At 72.7% G+C, this 16,795-nt stretch carries 13 protein-coding genes; 3 read left to right on the top strand and 10 right to left on the bottom strand.

All coding sequences use genetic code 11. The features are described from left to right. Window positions 1-10 precede the first annotated feature (10 nt). Window positions 11-1,435: a M28 family peptidase gene (locus tag ACTMTJ_RS22470; protein ID WP_441219617.1), complete on the top strand. Its 1,425-nt coding sequence runs from the start codon at window positions 11-13 to the stop codon at window positions 1,433-1,435. Beyond that, window positions 1,432-2,493 (top strand): threonine aldolase family protein, encoded by a 1,062-nt coding sequence (locus tag ACTMTJ_RS22465; RefSeq protein WP_441219615.1) that lies wholly within the window; start codon window positions 1,432-1,434, stop codon window positions 2,491-2,493. The genes ACTMTJ_RS22470 and ACTMTJ_RS22465 overlap by 4 nt, the downstream gene beginning before the upstream one ends. On the opposite strand, the gene ACTMTJ_RS22460 is transcribed toward ACTMTJ_RS22465, so the two are convergent. The 9 genes from ACTMTJ_RS22460 to ACTMTJ_RS22420 all read right to left on the bottom strand — a co-directional run bounded on the left by ACTMTJ_RS22460 (window position 2,490) and on the right by ACTMTJ_RS22420 (window position 13,872). Then, entirely contained in the window at window positions 2,490-3,386 is an 897-nt protein-coding gene (locus ACTMTJ_RS22460) for a hypothetical protein (RefSeq protein WP_441219614.1), read from the bottom strand. The genes ACTMTJ_RS22465 and ACTMTJ_RS22460 overlap by 4 nt on opposite strands. Continuing rightward, window positions 3,386-4,405, bottom strand: coding sequence for an SPFH domain-containing protein (locus tag ACTMTJ_RS22455; protein ID WP_441219612.1), 1,020 nt, complete (start codon window positions 4,403-4,405; stop codon window positions 3,386-3,388). The genes ACTMTJ_RS22460 and ACTMTJ_RS22455 overlap by 1 nt, the downstream gene beginning before the upstream one ends. Before the next feature lie 135 nt (window positions 4,406-4,540). Next, window positions 4,541-5,128: a hypothetical protein gene (locus ACTMTJ_RS22450; RefSeq protein ID WP_441219611.1), complete on the bottom strand. Its 588-nt coding sequence runs from the start codon at window positions 5,126-5,128 to the stop codon at window positions 4,541-4,543. 251 nt (window positions 5,129-5,379) lie between these two features. Then, window positions 5,380-6,453, bottom strand: coding sequence for a HAMP domain-containing sensor histidine kinase (locus ACTMTJ_RS22445; RefSeq protein ID WP_441219609.1), 1,074 nt, complete (start codon window positions 6,451-6,453; stop codon window positions 5,380-5,382). Continuing rightward, window positions 6,450-7,121, bottom strand: coding sequence for a response regulator transcription factor (locus ACTMTJ_RS22440; protein ID WP_441219607.1), 672 nt, complete (start codon window positions 7,119-7,121; stop codon window positions 6,450-6,452). The genes ACTMTJ_RS22445 and ACTMTJ_RS22440 overlap by 4 nt, the downstream gene beginning before the upstream one ends. A 2-nt stretch (window positions 7,122-7,123) precedes the next feature. After that, window positions 7,124-8,785 (bottom strand): serine hydrolase domain-containing protein, encoded by a 1,662-nt coding sequence (locus ACTMTJ_RS22435; protein ID WP_441219605.1) that lies wholly within the window; start codon window positions 8,783-8,785, stop codon window positions 7,124-7,126. Between the two features lie 166 nt (window positions 8,786-8,951). Further along, window positions 8,952-9,788: a class II glutamine amidotransferase gene (locus ACTMTJ_RS22430; RefSeq protein WP_441219604.1), complete on the bottom strand. Its 837-nt coding sequence runs from the start codon at window positions 9,786-9,788 to the stop codon at window positions 8,952-8,954. Between the two features lie 16 nt (window positions 9,789-9,804). After that, the gene (locus ACTMTJ_RS22425; RefSeq protein ID WP_441219602.1) at window positions 9,805-11,256 is read right to left on the bottom strand and encodes a DUF2252 domain-containing protein; all 1,452 of its coding nucleotides are present in this window, start codon (window positions 11,254-11,256) and stop codon (window positions 9,805-9,807) included. 117 nt (window positions 11,257-11,373) lie between these two features. Then, a complete protein-coding gene (locus tag ACTMTJ_RS22420; RefSeq protein WP_441219600.1) occupies window positions 11,374-13,872 on the bottom strand; it encodes a LamG-like jellyroll fold domain-containing protein in 2,499 nt (832 codons plus the stop codon). 203 nt (window positions 13,873-14,075) lie between these two features. Between ACTMTJ_RS22420 and ACTMTJ_RS22415 the strand changes: the two genes are divergently transcribed. Next, a complete protein-coding gene (locus tag ACTMTJ_RS22415; RefSeq protein ID WP_441219598.1) occupies window positions 14,076-15,584 on the top strand; it encodes a ricin-type beta-trefoil lectin domain protein in 1,509 nt (502 codons plus the stop codon). 73 nt (window positions 15,585-15,657) lie between these two features. Here ACTMTJ_RS22415 and ACTMTJ_RS22410 read toward each other — a convergent pair whose 3' ends face one another. Then, window positions 15,658-16,713 (bottom strand): class I SAM-dependent methyltransferase, encoded by a 1,056-nt coding sequence (locus ACTMTJ_RS22410; RefSeq protein ID WP_441219596.1) that lies wholly within the window; start codon window positions 16,711-16,713, stop codon window positions 15,658-15,660. Window positions 16,714-16,795 lie beyond the last annotated feature (82 nt).

Genomic DNA, 16,795 nt, shown 5'->3' with positions numbered 1-16,795 from the left:
ATCGATGTCCATGCGGCCACTGTGGACGCGGCGCGCGGTGCTGCGGTCGAGTGGGGTAATCGGCGCCGGGCTGCCACTGTCCGGCGGCGGGCCGTCCGTGCCGGGCGAGGCGACGATGTTCGGCTGGATCCGCACGATCTACGAGCGCGGCATCCGCCGCCCCGGCTACCCCGCCGACATCTGGGTGGAGCGGTGGATCGCCGGCCAGTTCCGGCGGTTCGGCCTGGAGCGCGTGCGCCTCGAGCCGGTGACCGCCCAACGCTGGCGCCCACACCGCTGGTCGCTGCGCGCCACCCCGCCGGACGGGCCGGCCCGAGAGCTCGACTGCTACCCGGTGCCGTACGCGGCGCCGGCCGCCGGGCTCGACCTGGAGCTGGCGCCCTTCGGCGCCGCCGTGGCGGGCAAGGCGTCCCTCTACGACGTGCGCCTCCTCCGCCTCCCCGCCGACCTCGGGTTGGGCGCGGTCCAGCCGCAGCGGGTCGTCGACCCCGAGGGCACGCTCGCCGGCGCGGAGCACGTGCTGCCGTTCGGGCCCGAGCTGCTCTCGGTGATGGAGCCGTCGATCGCGGCCGGCGCGGCGGCGTTCATCGGCGCGCTGCCCGGCTACCCGGGCGACTCCCACCACTACTTCGTGCCGTACGACGCGGTGGCGCGGCCGATCCCCGGCGTGTGGATCAGCGGCAGCGACGGGCAGTGGCTGCGCGACCGGCTCGCGACCGGGCCGGTGCGGGTGCGGCTGACCACGGTCACGACCGTCGACCCGGTCACCACCCACAACGTGGTCGGCGAGCTGCCCGGGGCCGACGACGACCTCGTGATCGTCGGCTCGCACCACGACGGTCCCTGGTCGTCGGCCGTCGAAGACGCCAGCGGCATCGCGCTCGTGCTGGCCCAGGCCCGCCACTGGGCGTCCCGGCCGCGACGGGAGCGGCCCCACCGCCTGGTGTTCCTGCTGCACGCCGCGCACGTGGCGGGCTTCACGGGCCAGCTCGGCTTCATCGCCGCCCACCGCGCCGAGCTCGACCGCACGGTGCTGGAGCTGCACCTGGAGCACGCGGCCCGCGAGTTCGCCGAGCGCCACGGCGCCGTGGTGCCGACCGGGCTGCCGGTGCCGCGGTGGTTCTTCACCAGCGCGGTGCCGGCGCTGGAGGCCGAGGTGCGCGCCGCGCTCGTCGCCGAGGGCGTGCACCGGTCGCTGATCCTGCCGCCGACGGCGCTGGGCGAGCGCCCGCCCACCGACGCCGCCTTCTACTACTCGGCGGGTGTGCCGATCGTCAACTTCCTGGCCGCGCCGTGGTATCTGCTCGACAAGGCGGACACGCTCGACAAGGTCGACCGTGCCGGGCTGGTGCCGCTCACCCGCGCGGCCGCCCGCATCGTGGCGGCCACCCGGGGCGTCTCCCCCGCCGACTGGCGCGGCATCATCGGTAGATGAGCGGCCGATCTCTCTTCCTGCACGCGCCCCATCGCCGGATGCCCCACGCGGTGCTGCGCCGCATGCTCGACCATGTCGACCCCGACACCCCGCCCGACGGCGAGCGCGGCCCGGTGGCCCAGCTGGAGCGGCGCCTGGCCGACCTGCTCGGCAAGGAGGCGGCGCTCTTCTTCCCCAGCGGCACGATGGCCCAGCAGACCGTGCTGCGCGTCCACGCCGAGCGGCGCGGGCGCTGGTCGTTCGCCGCGCACCCGCAGTGCCACCTCGACGTGTGGGAGGAGCGCGGCTACGCCGTGGTGCACGGGCTGCGCATGCACGCGGCTGGCGACCGCCACCGGCTGATGACCGGCGCCGACCTGGCGGCCATCGGCGCACCACTCGCCGCGGTCGTCTGGGAGCTGCCGCAGCGCGACATCGGCGGCCTGCTGCCGGAGTGGGACGACCTCACCGCGCAGGTCGCCGCGGTACGCGAACGCGGTGCCGCGGCCCACCTCGACGGCGCCCGGATCTGGGAGGCGCAGACGTACTACAAGCGCCCGCTGGACGAGATCGCCGCACCCTTCGACTCCGTCTACGTGTCCCTCTACAAAGGACTCCAAGGGGTCCGCGGCGCGGTGCTCGCCGCCGACGCGGAGACGCTCGCCGAGGCGGCCGTCTGGCGGCAGCGGCTGGGCGGCGGCATCCGCGACGCCTGGCCGCTGGCCCTGGCCGCGCTCGTGGGGCTCGACGAGCTGCCGGACCGGATGCCCGCCTTCCGCGACCACGCGATCGCGATCGCCCGCGCCATCAACGCGGACGGCGCCGCGCTCGCGCTGCCGGACCCGCCGCAGACCCCGATCTTCCACGTGCACCTGCCCGCGTCGCAGGCGGACGTCGACCGGGCCGGGGCGGAGATGGTGGCCGAACGCGGCATGTACGTCTTCGGCCGCACCCGCTCCTCGCCCGACCCCACCCGGTGCGGTTTCGAGGTCAGCGTCGGCGACAACGCCATGGACTTCACGCCGGACGAGGTGGTGGCGCTCATCCACGAGCTTCTGGAGCGCGCGGCGCGACCCTAGTTCGCTGGAGCGCGCGGCACGATCCTGAGTGAGCGGTCAGCCAGCCCGATCCGCAGGCGCTGGCCCCAGGCGAGCACCAGATGGTCGGTCTCCAGCCCGTCGGCGAAGACGACGAGCCGCTCCGACTCGCTGGTCAGCTCCAGCCGCTCCGGGCCGGACAGGTTGCCCTGGGTGAGGGTGGTCCCGGTCGCGCGTGAGGGCCAGGCCTCGCGGACGAACCAGCAGAGCTCCGTTTCCGTCGGCTCGGGCAGGTCGGGCACGTACGCCAGCGGCCGGGCGATCGAGGCGCACCACCCGGTCGCGCCGGTGCCCGTGCCGACCACGACGCCGGAGGAGGACTGGCGCTCGACCGCGCCGTCAGCCGTGCCGAGCACGTAGCGGGCCGACTGGTGGCTCGGGTGTCCGATGTAGACCTCGTTCAGCCCGTACAGCCGCTGGCCGTCGTCGAGCTCGGCGACCACCATCGTCCGCCGCTCGGTGTGCAGCTCGCGCCGCAGCAGCGCGGCCACGGCGGCCGGGGCGTGCTGCACCAGCACGCCGGGGTTGCGCTCCGGCTCCGGGTCGACGCCGACGACCGGCTGCCCGTCGAGGTACTTGGCGACGTTGGCGACCAGCCCGTCCTGGCCGACCGCGAGCACGATGTCTTCCGGCCCGAAGATGAACCGCGGCAGGTCGTCGCGGTCGACGTGCCCCCGACGCCAGTCGGCCGGGACGGCCGCGCCGACCGTGGTCAGCGCGGCCGCCTGCGCGTCGTGCCGCCGCCGCACCTCGGCGAGGTCGCGGCCGCGCTGCCGGAGGAAGTAGCCGGCGGCGCCGAGCGTGCCGTGGCGGGCCAGCAGCTCGTCGAGCTCACTGCGCCGGGTCACGGTCACGACCCGGGGTGGCAGGGTCATCACGCGGCTCCGTTGGACAGCCTGCCGACGAGCTTGGTCACCACGTCGGGCGTGATGGTCAGCTCGCCGATCTGCGGCAGCTGGCCGGCCAGCTTTTCCAGCGCGAGCGCGTAGAGCACCGACTCGGGGACATCGCGGTAGGCGGCCAGCCGGGCGGTCTCCGCCTCCGCCGAGGCGAGCCCGACCGCGCGCACACCGTCGGCCCGCGCCTGCTCGCGCGCCCGCTCGGACTCGGCGGCAAGCCGGGCCCGGTCGGTCTGCCCCTGGCTGGTGACGAGCTTCGCCGCGGACTCCAGCTCGGCCGCCCGGCGGTCGTTGGCGCCGCGCTGCTCGACGAGTTGCTGCTCGCGGCGAGCAAGCTCGATCTTGTTTTGCAGCTCGTTTTCCGCGATGGCCCGCTCCTGCTCGACCGCGACCGCGCGGCGGGCGTAGGTGGCCCGGTCGGCCTCCTGCTGCACCGCCTCCCGGGTCGGGGTCTGCAACGCCCGCTCGACCTCCGGCTCCGGCCGGATCGCCACCACCCGCGACGAGACCACGCTCGCACCGATCTCGGTGAGCCGCTGGTCACCGGCGAGGGCCGTGGCCACCGCCTCGCGGACCGTCGCGATGCCGGCCAGCGCCTCGGTGAGCGGCACCCGCGCCAGCAGGTCGAGGGCCGGCTGCTGGGCCAGCTCGGCCAGCAGCGTGGCCACCTGGTCGAGCGGCTGACCGCGCCACCCGCCCCGGAGCGGGTCGATGGAGAAGTCGAGCCGGCTCGCGGCGAGGGCCGGATCGCTCATCCGGTAGGTCACCGTGGCCTGCACGGTCACGTCGGCGAAGTCGGCCGTGCGGGCGTGGAAGAGCAGCGGCAGCTCGCGGTCGTCCACCGGCACCTCGGAGAGCACCGCGTGCAGCGGCCGGTACCAGAACGAGGTGCCCACGCCCTCGTGCCGCACCCGCCCGCGGACGACATGCCGCACATAAGCTGTCGGCGCCCCGCGCAGGTGCCGCAGGAACAGTCTCCTCGTGATGTCGGCCATCCCGACTCCTCCCTCATTTTCGTCGCCATGACGATAACGACTCGAAGGTCTTTTCGTCAAGGCGGCGATAAGGCGCTGGCCGGGTCCCTCCCCGGGGGGGGTGGGGAGGAACCCGGCCAGCTGTCTTCGGGGGAGTTAGCTCCAGTAGGCGGCGACGGTCTTGGCCGCCATCGACTCCCACTGCGCGTACGCGAACGGGAACGCCGACACCTGCACCGCCTGCGCGGCGTCGGTCAGCGGCATGTTCCGCCACCCGTCCACGTTCTTCAGACCGGACAGGAACGCCGCGGTCGAGTACGCCGGATCGGTGACCTGCTCAGGCGTACCCCAACCGACCGACGGACGCTGCTGGAACAGTCCCAGCGAGTCGTGGTCGTTCAGGTCACCCAGATGACCCAGGTTCTCCAACTTGGACTCCTGCAACGCTGTGGCGATCGCCACAACCGCCGCACGCTCGTCCATTCCGGCCTTCTTCGTCGCCGCGATGATCGCCTTCGCGTTACCGACCTGCTCATCGCTGAGCACCAGGTACGACTGCCGACCCTGCACGCCGTGCGGAGTCAGCGACTCCACCGTCGGCTTACCCGACGTCGTGTACGCCACCGACGTCATCTCCGGCGCGGCCGGTGCGGCCATCGCCGCCGCGGACGGACCGAGCAGGGCACCACCGGCGAAGGCGAAACCCGCGAACGCGGTCACCGTCTTACGCAGCATCGTGTTCACGCTCTTCTCCAATCCAGGGGGGAACGCGCGCACCATTGCGGTGGCACGAAAAAGGGGGAAACTCTGGCGCCGGTTGGTCAACGACCCGACCCGGCCCGCCATTCCAACAAATCCGGCCCGTTTCGAGCCCCGCCATCGGGGTCATTCGTGAGCCGCCTGTTCAACGACACCCGGGTGCCGGCCATTCCGGCCGAGCCACCGGACATCGGGCGCACCGCGCACACAAGCGGCGATGCGTGACGTGACTCCGGTCAGCCACGCAAGGTGAGGCGGAAGACGGCTCCGTCGCCGGCTGGGCCGGGTGAGGTCACTGTGACGGCGCCGCCGTGTGCCTGGGCGATCTGGCTGGCGATCGGGAGCCCGAGGCCGGTGCCCGCCTCGCCGCCGCCCGCCTCGCCGGTGCCCGCCTCGCCGCCGCGCCAGAAGCGCTCGAATATGTGCTCCAGCTGCCCGGCGGGGATACCGGGGCCGTGGTCGACGACGGTCACCGACACCAGCCGATCCGGCGCGCGTCCTACGTGGACGTCCACTGTCGAGCCCGAGGGCGCGTGGCGGATCGCGTTGTCGAGAAGGTTGGAGACGGCGCGCCGTACCGTCGGCTCGTCCACCTGGCACACGACGGAAGGCGGGCCGCCGACGGCGATGTCCACGCCCCGGGCCGTCGCCAGCACGCCGGCCTCCTCGACGAGAGCGCGCACGACGGCCGCGAGGTCGACCGCCCGCCGGTCGAGCGTGCGGGCCCGGCCGCGCGCGTCGACCAGCAGTTCCTCGATTGTCCGCTGTAGACGGTCGGCGGCCGCCTTGGCGCGTTCCAGGCCCTGGCGATAGACCTCGACGGTGGGCGTGGGGTGGGCGAGCAGCACCTCGGCGTTCGTCATCAGCACGGCGAGCGGCACGCGCAGTTCGTGGCTGGTCTCCTCGACGAGGCGGCGCTGGGTCTCGGCGGCCGCCTCCAGGCGGTCGAGCATCGCGTCGAAGCTCGCGGCGAGCGCGGTGACCTCGACCGGCCCGCGTTCCAGGCCGATGCGGCGGCTCAGGTCGGTGGCCTCGATGTCCTCGGCGACCGCGCGCACCCGGTGCAGCGGCCGCACCGCGCGGCCAGCCCACCACCAGGCGAGCAGGGCGGCGACCGGGCCGAGCGCGAGCAACGTGGCGAGCGGCCAGCCGGAGAGGTGGCGGGTCGACGTCACCGGCTCGCCGGTGTCCACTGTGACCTCGGTGTCGGTCGCCAGGATCACGCCGAAGAGCAGCAGCGCCGGCAGGTAGATGGCGAGGAAGCCGAGAGTCGCCAGGCGCACCCGCAGCGACCGCCACCCCCGCCTCACGGCTCGGCCCTCAGCTGGTAGCCGGCGCCGGGGAGGGTGACGATCAGCGCCGGCTCGCCGAGCTTGCGGCGCAGGCGGCTGAGGATCACGCGGACCGAGGCGGTGAACGGGTTGGCGTGCGCGTCCCACACGTGTTCCAGCAACTCCTCCGCGGAGAGTACGCGTCCGGGATGGTGCATGAAGTAGCGCAGGAGGGAGTACTCGCGCGCGGTCAGCACCAGCGGGACGCCGGCCCGCCACGCGCGGTGCGTGGCGAGGTCGAGGAGCAGGTCGCCGACCTGGAGTGTGGTGCCGTGCTCGTCGGCGCGGCGGGCCAGCGCGCGGAGGCGGGCGGTGAGCTCGCTGAAGTGGAAGGGCTTGACGAGGTAGTCGTCCGCGCCCGCGTCGAGCCCGGCGACCCGGTCGGCGACGCCGTCCCGCGCGGTGAGCACGAGCAGCCGCCGCGGGCGGTGCAGGTCGGGGTCGCGGCCGAGGCGGCGCACCAGGTCGAGCCCGTCCCCGTCGGGCAGGCCGAGGTCGACGCAGGCGACGTCGTACGCGGTCGTCCGGAGGTGTTCCTCCGCGCCGCCGCTGGTGCCGGCGACGTCGACCGCGTACGACTCGTTGCGCAGCCCGAGGGCGACGACCTCGGCGAGGTCCGGGTCGTCTTCCACGAGGAGTACGCGCACGCTCAGCCGGTCCGCTCGGCGGTCACCGCTCCGGCCGGACCGGTGAGGGTCATGCGACGGCCGGCGAACGCGATCGTCACGGGCACCGGCCGGTCCGGCCGGTAGCTGCCGCCGCCGGACGGGACCAGGTCCAGTGACGGCGCGTCCGTGGGCAGCTCGGCCGCCCCGACGCCGCCCGCCTCGTCCAGCGCGTACCAGCCGAGGATCGGCCGGCCGCCGGTCGTGATCGTCACGTACGTACGCAGCTCGCCGTCGGCGACGACCGTGCCGGCGACCGAGACGGAGTCCAGCGGCCCGATGTCGGACTCCAAGGCCTCCACCTCCTTGCGCCCCTCCTTCGTCTTCCCGGCCAGCAGCTCGCGCACCTGGTTCTCGTGGTGGCGGAGGTCCTCTGTGGACACGTCCGCGGGTGGCGGGAAGAGCGCGGCCACCGCGTCGGTCCCGGTCGGGGTCGCGGTCAGGTGGTCGGCACGGACGGCGACCTGGAACGACCCGCCGGTACCCAGCTTGTACGTGCCGGCGGCACTCGCCAGGTCGCCGCCGCCGGCCCGCGCGCTCGGGGTGGGCAACGGCTCGCCCTTGGCCAGCGCCGGGCCGATCGTCTCGAGGAGCCGCTCGGCGGAGAGCTTCGGCTTGTTCGAGGCCATCGCGATCGTGCGCCGCTGGCCGGGGAGCCACACGACGACCGCGTTGTGCCCGATGTCGCCGCCACCGCCGGCGGTGGCGAGGAACGGCACGCCGAAACGCGACGCGTCGAACGCCACCCAGCCGGGCGCCTCGCCCCGCCCCTCGCCCAGATCGCGCCCCGGCTTGGCGATCGCCGCGGCCGAACCGGCGGACACCACCTTGCCGGTGAAGAGCGCGTGTGTCCAGGTGGCGAGGTCCTTCATCGTCATCGCGAGGCCGCCGTTGCCCTCGAACGCCCAGTACGGGCCGGCGAAGTCGCCGCGCGCACCGGTGCCGCCGCCCTCCATGTAACCGACCGCGCGCGGCCCCGGCGCCGCCGGTTGCCCGCTCCAGAAGCCACCCGCGCGGCCGCCGCCGGGCAGCGGAAGGATGTGCGACACCATGTAGTCCCGATAGTTGGTACCTGACACCTTGTCGATGATCAGGGCCAACAGAGTGTAACCAGCGTTGGAGTACAGGTAGCGCTCGCCGGGCTTGCCGGCCAGGTCCAGCTCGTCGATTCTCGCGATGGCGGCCTCCCGGCTCAGCGGCTCGGAGTCGTTGGCGTGGGTGCCGTGCAGTCCGCTGGTGTGCAGCAGCAGCTGCCGCACGGTGGCCTCCCGCACCGGGCCGCGCAGATCCGGCAGGAGCGCGCCGGCGCGGTCGTCCAGCGCCAGCCGGCGGTCGTCGAGGAGGTGGTAGACGGCCGCGGCCGTGAACGCCTTGGTGACCGAGCCGATGTCGAAGACCGTCTCCGGTTTGTTGGACGTCGCGGTCGCGTCGTCCGCCGAGCCGTACGCGGCAAGGCAGTCGAACCGCTCCCCCGTCGCGACCGCGACCGAACCGCTGAAGCCGGCACCCGCCCACGCGCCGAGCGCCGCGTCCAGCTCGCGCGGGCAGGCACTCGCGGACCGCGGCGGGGGCCCGTTGTCGTCTTCCGTGCACGCGGCCGGCACGAGGAGCGCCGCCGCGGTCAGGATCGTCACGTACCTCTTCATGCCGGCGAAGCTAGGAGCGGCGTCGTGAACCTGTTGTAAACGCGGCTCCGACCAGCGCGAGCACCGCGCCGAGGATCAGCACGGCGTCGGCGCGATATGCGGAGAAGCCGCCGCTCTGCCCACACCGCCTCCTCCGGCCGGTCCTCTTCTGATCGCGGGCGCGGGCTCACGCCGCCCTGGGGTGGAAGGCGCCCAGCTCGTCCGCGCCCTTCTGGACGACCAGGTAGCTGGACTCGGGCACCGGCTGCCAGGCGCCGTCGAGCTCGGCGATCGGCTCGGAGACGACGACCCGCGTCTCGTCGGACACCCGCTGGAAGACTTCGTTGTCCGGGTAGAGCTGGCGCAGCGCGGAGATCTCGGTGCTGAACGAGAGCGACCTGCTGTTGCGCTCGCTGGAGTACCGGAAGGACCACAGCCGGTCGCCGTCGGTCGCCGCCACCGTCATCTGCATCGGCGCGGCGACGCCGTGCGTCCGGCCCACCGACTCGACGAAGCCCACCATCCGCTCCACCGCGGGGACCGGCTCGTCCCGCAGGCCGAAGGTGAGCGCGAGGTAGAACATCACCTCCGAGTCCGTCGAACCGGCGATGTTGGGGTACAGGGCGGGGTCGACCGCGAACACGAGGTCGCGCTTGAGCTTCGCGAAGTCGCGGATCACTCCATTGTGGAGCCACATCCAGCGCCCCTCGCGGAAGGGGTGGCAGTTGGTCTGCTGCACCGGCGTCCCCGTGCTCGCCCGGATGTGTGCCAGGAAGAGCGGCGAGGAGATCGCGTGGGCCAGCTCGCGCAGGTTGGGGTCGCCCCAGGCCGGGCCGGTGCCGCGGAAGAGCGCCGGCGTGGGCGGACCGTCCACTCCGTACCATCCGACGCCGAACCCGTCGCCGTTGGTCGTCTCCACCCCGAACCGGGCGTGCAGGCTCTGGTCGATGAGCGAGTGCCGCGGCCTGTACAGCAGCTCTTCGAGCAGGATCGGTGTTCCCGAGTAGGCCAGCCAGCGACACATCGTCGCTCTCCTTCCCTCAAACCCCGGTGACGACCGGGACGCGGCCCGCGCCGGCGGCCTCGGCGAGAGCGGCGTGGTCGCGCTCGCTCTGGTCGGCGTACCGCTCGCCGAACTCCAGCAGGGCCCGGTCGAACGTCTCGCCGTCGCCGAGGTAGGCCGCGATCGCCATCCGGTCGCCGGTACGCGCGTGGGCGCGGGCCAGCACCCACCCGCACAGGTCGCCGTACGACCGCATGGTGTCCGGATCCATGCCTTCGATGACGGCCGTCTGCTTCCAGTCGCGCAGCTGGCGCACGTAGAAGTCGCGCACCTGGCCGTCGACGCCCTCGGCGGTCTGCCAGCCGAGGAAGATGTCGCTGACCGCCTGCATGAGCCGCTGCCCGGCGACCACCCGCTCACCGCAGTGCCGCACGCAGGGCAACGCGCCACTGTCCATGATGTACGGCGCGACCACGGAGGGCTGCGCCTCCTTCACCTGGAGCAGCAGCGGGTCGCCGTCGTCGCGGCCGCGCAGCAGCACGATCCAGCAGCGGGTGCCGACGCTGCCCACGCCGACGACCTTGCGGGCCATGTCGACGAACTCGAACGCGTCGAGCAGGTGCCGCCGGGCGGCCGGCAGGCTCCGCCGGTATCCGCGCAGAAGGCCACGAATCTGCTCCTCCAGGAGCTTGCGCTCGATGTCCGGCAGCAGGTCCTGCATGGGCACGACCAGCGGCGGGTCGGCGAGGATCCGCCGCTGGCCGCCCACGAGGCCGGTGAGCTTGCGCAGGGCCTGCATGCTGTCGCGGGTGCGTGCCCGCGCCTCGGCCCGCTCGAACTTCCGGCGGGTGGCCTTGGTCATCCCCGCGGCGTTGACCCGCCGCACCCGGTCGGCGTCGGCCCGCGCGTACCAGACGGCCAGCTCACCCATCTCCGCGAAGGCGGTCATCGCCCGCCGGTAGCCGGCCACGGTGGCGAGGACGGTCGCGGCCCGCTGCTTGCGGCCGAACCCGTTGTCGCGGCCGGCGATGACAAAGCTCGCGGCGAGCCGCTTGACGTCCCACTCCCACGGCCCGGGAAACGTCTCGTCGAAGTCGTTGATGTCGAAGACGAGGTTGCGCTCCGGCGACGCGTACGCCCCGAAGTTGGACAGATGGGCGTCACCGCACAGCTGGGTGACGAAGCCGGACACCGGGGTCGAAGCCAGGTCACCCGCCATCACAGCGGCCGCGCCCCGGTAGAACGTGAACGGCGAGACGAGCATCCGCCCGTACCGGATCGGCACGAGCTCCGGCAGGCGGGTGGTGTCCTGTGCCGCGAGCACGGCGAGCGGGTCGAGGCGATCGGGGCCCGGCCGCCACTCGGCGTGGCTGGCGAGCGGCACCCGCTTTCGGGCGGCACGGCCCATCTTGGCCCGCGCTTTCGGATCGCGCCGACCCTCGCCGCCCGCCCATCCGAGCGGCAGGAGATCCACGGTGCTGGCTGTCACGGTTGACCCCCGCTTCGACACCGATCATGTGATCGTATAGCGGCCGGTCTCCCGCGGAAACACGAACGGGCGAAGGGCTGGCCACGCCGAGGGCCAGCCCTTCACCACCTACCTCCCCTATCCTCCGGCGGTGTACAGCTGCGCCACCTCGGCCGCGGAGAGCGCGCGGTCGTAGACCCGCACCTGGTCGACCGCGCCGCGCCAGAAGTCGACGGGATTGCCGTTGTACTTGCCGCGGCCGATGACCGTGTTGCCGCTCGACGAGGCACCCAGGCAGGAGTTGGCGGTGCCGGCCTTCTGCCCGTCGACGTAGAGCGTCAGCGAACCGGTGCCCATGTCGCGCACGCCCGCGAGGTGGTACCACCGGCCGGTCTCCGGCGCGGTGGGCGCGAGCGCCCGGACGCCCGCGAAGCTGAACGCGAAGCGGTTGTCGGCCCCCGAGTACTGGAGGAAGAACGCGCTGTGCGGGTCGCCGTCCTGGCTCACCGCGGTGGCGAAGCCGCCGAGGCTGTCGAGCTTGACCCACGCCGAGGTCGTGTAGTTGCCGGTCGTCTGGAGGATCGGGGCGCCGGTGTCCACGTACTGGTTGGCGCCGTTGAACTGGAGCGCGCTCCCGCTCCTACCCGGTGTCCACGTTGGACCGTTCACGAGCGTGCCGTCGTGGTCGCCGGCCGCGTCCGCCGTCACCGTGCCGCTGCCCTCGTCCATCGGCCAGTAGCCGACGCCGGTGAGGCCGGGCGTGCCGGGTGGTGGCGCCGGCACGTTCGCGCCGGTGCCGTCGACCGACCGGATGATCGCCTGGTTGACGTCGTGTACCCGCCCGAAGTCCATCTTCGCGACCCGGCGGTCGTACGTGTAGAAGCCGTTGACCTCGTGTTCCACGTCGGTGATCTGGGTGTAGACGCCACCGGAGAGGCCACACCGGTTGGCGATCGTGAGCAGGTTGCGCTGGTTCTGGACGTAGGCCGCGGTGAGCGCGGCGCTGTCCGGGAGGAGCGCACCGTACCCGTGGCCCTCGCCGAACCACATGTGCCCGTCGACCTCCATGCCGAAGCCGCCGTGCTCGCCGTCGACGGCCACCCGGTCGCCGCTCGGCACCGGGGACGCGGGGCCGTGGTACTCGTGGAAGTCGACGATGTCGCCGCGACCGGAGTCGCCGTGCGAGTTGCAGCAGTTGACTCCACTGTGGGCGTTGACCAGGCGGCTCGGGTCCTGCGCGCCGACCTCGTCGGCGATGCGCCCGGTAGCGACCCGGTCCCACTCGCCCCAGCCCTCGTTGAACGGCACCCACACGGTGATGGACGTCCAGCTGCGGTGCTCTTCGACCATCTCGTGCAGCTGCCGCTCGAACTCCTGGCGCGCGTCCTCGGGCGGTGTCCCGCCGGTGCGCATGGACGGCATGTCCTGCCACACCATCAGCCCGAGCTTGTCGGCCCAGTAGTACCAGCGGTCGGGCTCCACCTTGATGTGCTTGCGCACCGTGTTGAAGCCGAGTCGCTTGTGCTCGGCCAGGTCGAAGCGGAGCGCCTCGTCGGTGGGCGCGGTGTGTATGCCGTCCGGCCAGAACCCCTGGTCCAGTGTGGACATGTTGAAGAGGATCTCGCCGTTCAGCGTCATGTACGGCTTGCCGTCGGCGCCCTTCTTCGTGCCGACCTCGCGCATGCCGAAGTACGAGGTGACGAGGTCGACCCGCTGGTTGCCGTCGAAGAGCTTGACGGTGAGGTCGTAGAGGAACGGCGAGTCGGGCGACCACAGCTTGGGGTTGCGCACCGGCAGGCGCAGCTCGGCGCCGGCGGGCCCGCTGACCCGGCCAAAGACCTTGCCGCCGGAGGAGGCGACCGCCTCGACGGTGAGGCCGTCGCCACCCTCGGCCAGCGCGGTGAGCCTGAGGCTGCCGTCGCCGACGTCGGGGGTCATCCGCAGCCGCTCGATGTGGCCGGCCGCCACCGGCTCCATCCACACGCTCTGCCAGATGCCCGAGGAGGAGGTGTAGAAGATCCCCCGGTCCGGCACATTGCGCTGCTTGCCGACCGGCTGCCAGGTCTGGTCGGTCAGGTCGGTGACGCCGACGACGAGCTCCTGCTGGCCGGTGGGGCGCAGGGCGTCGGTGACGTCGACGCTGAACGCGTCGTAGCCGCCGCGGTGGGTGGCGACCCGCGTGCCGTTGACCCACACCGTGGCGTCGTAGTCGACGGCGCCGAAGTTGAGCCGCAGCCGCTGCTCGCCACCGACCTGCCAGCGGGTCGGCACGCGGAAGGTCCGCTTGTACCACATCCGGTCTTCGCGTCGCTGGATGCCGGAGAGCGCGGACTCGATCGGGTAGGGCACGAGAACGCGCTCACTGAGCTCCTCGCCGAACGGCGGCGCCTCACCCTCGGCCGCGCCGGCGAACTGCCACACCCCGTTGAGGCTCTGCCAGCGGCTGCGGACGAGCTGGGGGCGCGGGTACTCGGGAAGTGCGTTGTCCGGGCCGACCTCGGCGGTCCACGGCGTGCTTATCGGGGGTGTGCCCGGCTGCCACTCGGCGGGTGCGGCGCCGGCGTTGGCCACACCGGGCGCGCTGGCGGCCGCGGCGACCAGGCTCGTCAGAGCGGTCAATGCGACGGTGCGTCTCATGGGACCCAACCAAGCACTCAGCCCGATCAAAGTCAATATCAACCGGTCACATTCGGTCTCCGATCCGATCAAAACCGGTCTCGGCGGCGCTCACCCGCCGCAGCCCGGCGGCGGAGTCCGATCAGATCCGTTCATTGACAAACGTCCACGCGAATAGTAAAGGTTCCTCTCAGAGAGCGCTCTCGCTCCTGGGGAGGTATCCGATGGTCCGTCACCTCTGTGTCCTCGTGTCCGCCGCCGCGCTCACCCTCGGCGCGGCCGTCCCGCCAGCCGCCGCAGCACCCGACCCGGCCGCGCCCGCGGCCACCGCCCAGCCCGCCGGCCTGCCGGCGGGTCAGCTCGCCGCCCTCCGCCGCGACCTCGGCCTGAGCGACGCGCAGATCCACGACCGCCTCGTCGTCGAGGCGGCCGCCCCGTTCGTCGAGCGCCGGCTCCGCGCCGACCTCGGCGAAACCTACGGCGGCGCCTGGGTCGCCCAGGACGGAAAGTCACTCGTCGTCGGCGTCACCGACCGGACAAAAGCTTCCCTGGTACGGGCTGCGGGTGCCCAGCCGCGGTACGTGACCCGAGGCGCGGCCGACCTCGACCGCACCAAGGCCGCACTGGACCGCCGCACCGCCGGCGCGGCCGTCCACTCCTGGTACGTCGACCCGACCACGAACAGCGTGGTGGTGGAGGCCTCCACTGTGGACGCCGCCAGGCGCTTCGCCGCCGGCGTCACGGGCGTCCGCACGGTCGTCAAGGCCACCCCCTACCGCCCGGTGTACGACGTGCGCGGTGGCGACGAGTACGTCATCGACAACCGCGTCCTCTGCTCGGTCGGCTTCGCGGTCGCCGGCGGCTTCGTCACCGCCGGCCACTGTGGAGGCACCGGCAGCACCACGAGCGGCAGCGGTGTCGCGCAGGGCACGTTCCGCGGCTCGTCCTTCCCGGACAACGACTACGCCTGGGTCCAGGTCAACTCCAACTGGGTCTCCCGCCCGGTCGTCAACACGTGGAACGGCGGCACGACGAACGTGGCCGGCTCGCAGGAAGCCGCCGTCGGCAGCTCGGTGTGCCGCTCCGGCCGCACCACCGGCTGGCGCTGCGGCACGATCACCGCCAAGAACGTGACCGTCAACTACTCGGGCTCCCTTGTGTACGGTCTGGTGTCCAGCAGCGCCTGCGCCCAGCCCGGCGACTCCGGCGGCTCGTTCATCTCCGGCAACCAGGCCCAGGGCGTCACCTCCGGCGCCGGCGGCAACTGCTCCAGCGGCGGCACCACCGTCTACCAACCGGTGAACGAGATCCTCGGCGTGTACGGCCTTTCCCTGACCACGACCGGCGGCGGTAGCACCAGCCGCATCATCGGGTACGCCAGCAAGTGCGTCGACGTGCCGGGTTCCAACGGGGTCGACGGCCAGTACCTCCAGCTCTATACCTGCAACGGCACCGCGGCCCAGAACTGGACCTTCCCCGGCGACGGCACGATCCGCGCCTTCGGCCTCTGCATGGACGTGGCCTGGGGCTCGACCGCCAACGGCGCGGTGATCCAGCTCGCGAACTGTAGCGGCAACCCGGCACAGCAGTTCGTGCTCACGGCCGCCGGCGACCTGGTCAACCCGCAGGCCAACAAGTGCGTGGACGTCGCCGACTGGAACACGGCCGACGGCGCCCGCCTCATCACCTGGGACTGCCACGGCGGCGCCAACCAGAAGTGGCACCGCGGCTGACGGTCGTCTACCCCCACGCACGCTCGGGCGGCACCGCCCCACGGTGCCGCCCGAGATCCCCCCGGAGATGTGGCTACGGTCGCGCTTCGTACACGATGTTGAAGGGGGTCTCCGCCACCCGGCGGAAGCGGGTGAACCCCGCGTCGACGGCCAGGTGGCGCACCGGCTCCTCGCCGGCCTGCGCGCCAAGTGAGTAGCCGCCCTCCTGGGAGAGCGCGTTCGGCACGCAGAGGAACGCGGAGAACGAGTAGTAGACCCGGCCGACCGGGTTGAGGTTGTCGCTCACCGTCGCACCGGCCGCCGGTTCGACGATCATCCAGGTGCCGTCGTCGGCCAACTGGCCGCGGATGTGCCGGGCGGCGCCGAGCGGGTCGCCCATGTCGTGCAGGGCGTCGAACGTGGTCACCAGGTCGTAGGGCCCGCCGCCGAACGACTGCGCGCTGGCCGCCTCGAACCGCACGCGCCCGTCGACACCGGCGTTCGCCGCCTGCTTGCGGGCCGCCGCCACCGACTCCCCGTGGTAGTCGGAGCCGGTGAACGTGGACGCGGGGTACTCCTGGGCCATCAGGATCGTCGACGAGCCGTGGCCGCAGCCGACGTCCGCGACCCGGATGCCGTCGCGCAGCCGCGCCTCGACGCCGTCCAGCGCGGGGAGCCAGGAGGCGACGAGGTTGGCGCTGTAGCCGGGCCGGAAGAAGCGCTCGCAGCCGGTGAACACCTCCGCGTCGTGCTCGTGCCAGCCGACCCCCTCGCCGGTGCGGAACGCCTTGGTGATCTCACCCTCCGCCTTCAGCGCGCCGAGGGCGAGCTGGAACGCGCCAGGTACGAAGATCGGCCCCTCCGGATCGGTGAGCGCGAACGCCTGCTCCTCCGTCATCGCGTACTCGCCGGTCGCCGCGTCGTACTGGATGTAGCCGCCGGCGGCCTGCCCACGCAGCCACTCCTCGACGTACCGGGGTGCGGTGCCGGTGCGCTCGGCCAGCTCCTGCGGGCGCGCCGGGCGCTCGGCGAGGGCCCGGTAGAGGCCCAGCCGGTCGCCGACGACGATGCTCCCGGCCGCCATCGTGGCGCCGAGGTCACCGACGAAGCGGTGCACGAACTCCATAAGACGATCTTCGTTGACTGCCATGGTTACCCTCCTGGCTCGCGTCGTATTGCCTGTTTGTACGGCGCGCGCTGGGTGCGGCGGATCCGTGGCGACTACCGAGGTC

The organism is Phytohabitans sp. LJ34, from assembly GCF_052068095.1.
GTDB lineage: Bacteria > Actinomycetota > Actinomycetes > Mycobacteriales > Micromonosporaceae > Phytohabitans.
The sequence above is the reverse complement of the archived record's forward strand: the minus strand, read 5'-3'. Positions and strand labels throughout refer to the sequence as shown.

Coding starts and splice junctions, on each gene's coding strand:
- ACTMTJ_RS22455 (WP_441219612.1), bottom strand. CDS start 4,405: ATGGCCGACATCACGAGGAGACTGTTCCTGCGGCACCTGCGCGGGGCG.
- ACTMTJ_RS22465 (WP_441219615.1), top strand. CDS start 1,432: ATGAGCGGCCGATCTCTCTTCCTGCACGCGCCCCATCGCCGGATGCCC.
- ACTMTJ_RS22430 (WP_441219604.1), bottom strand. CDS start 9,788: ATGTGTCGCTGGCTGGCCTACTCGGGAACACCGATCCTGCTCGAAGAG.
- ACTMTJ_RS22415 (WP_441219598.1), top strand. CDS start 14,076: ATGGTCCGTCACCTCTGTGTCCTCGTGTCCGCCGCCGCGCTCACCCTC.
- ACTMTJ_RS22410 (WP_441219596.1), bottom strand. CDS start 16,713: ATGGCAGTCAACGAAGATCGTCTTATGGAGTTCGTGCACCGCTTCGTC.
- ACTMTJ_RS22420 (WP_441219600.1), bottom strand. CDS start 13,872: ATGAGACGCACCGTCGCATTGACCGCTCTGACGAGCCTGGTCGCCGCG.
- ACTMTJ_RS22470 (WP_441219617.1), top strand. CDS start 11: ATGCGGCCACTGTGGACGCGGCGCGCGGTGCTGCGGTCGAGTGGGGTA.
- ACTMTJ_RS22460 (WP_441219614.1), bottom strand. CDS start 3,386: ATGACCCTGCCACCCCGGGTCGTGACCGTGACCCGGCGCAGTGAGCTC.
- ACTMTJ_RS22435 (WP_441219605.1), bottom strand. CDS start 8,785: ATGAAGAGGTACGTGACGATCCTGACCGCGGCGGCGCTCCTCGTGCCG.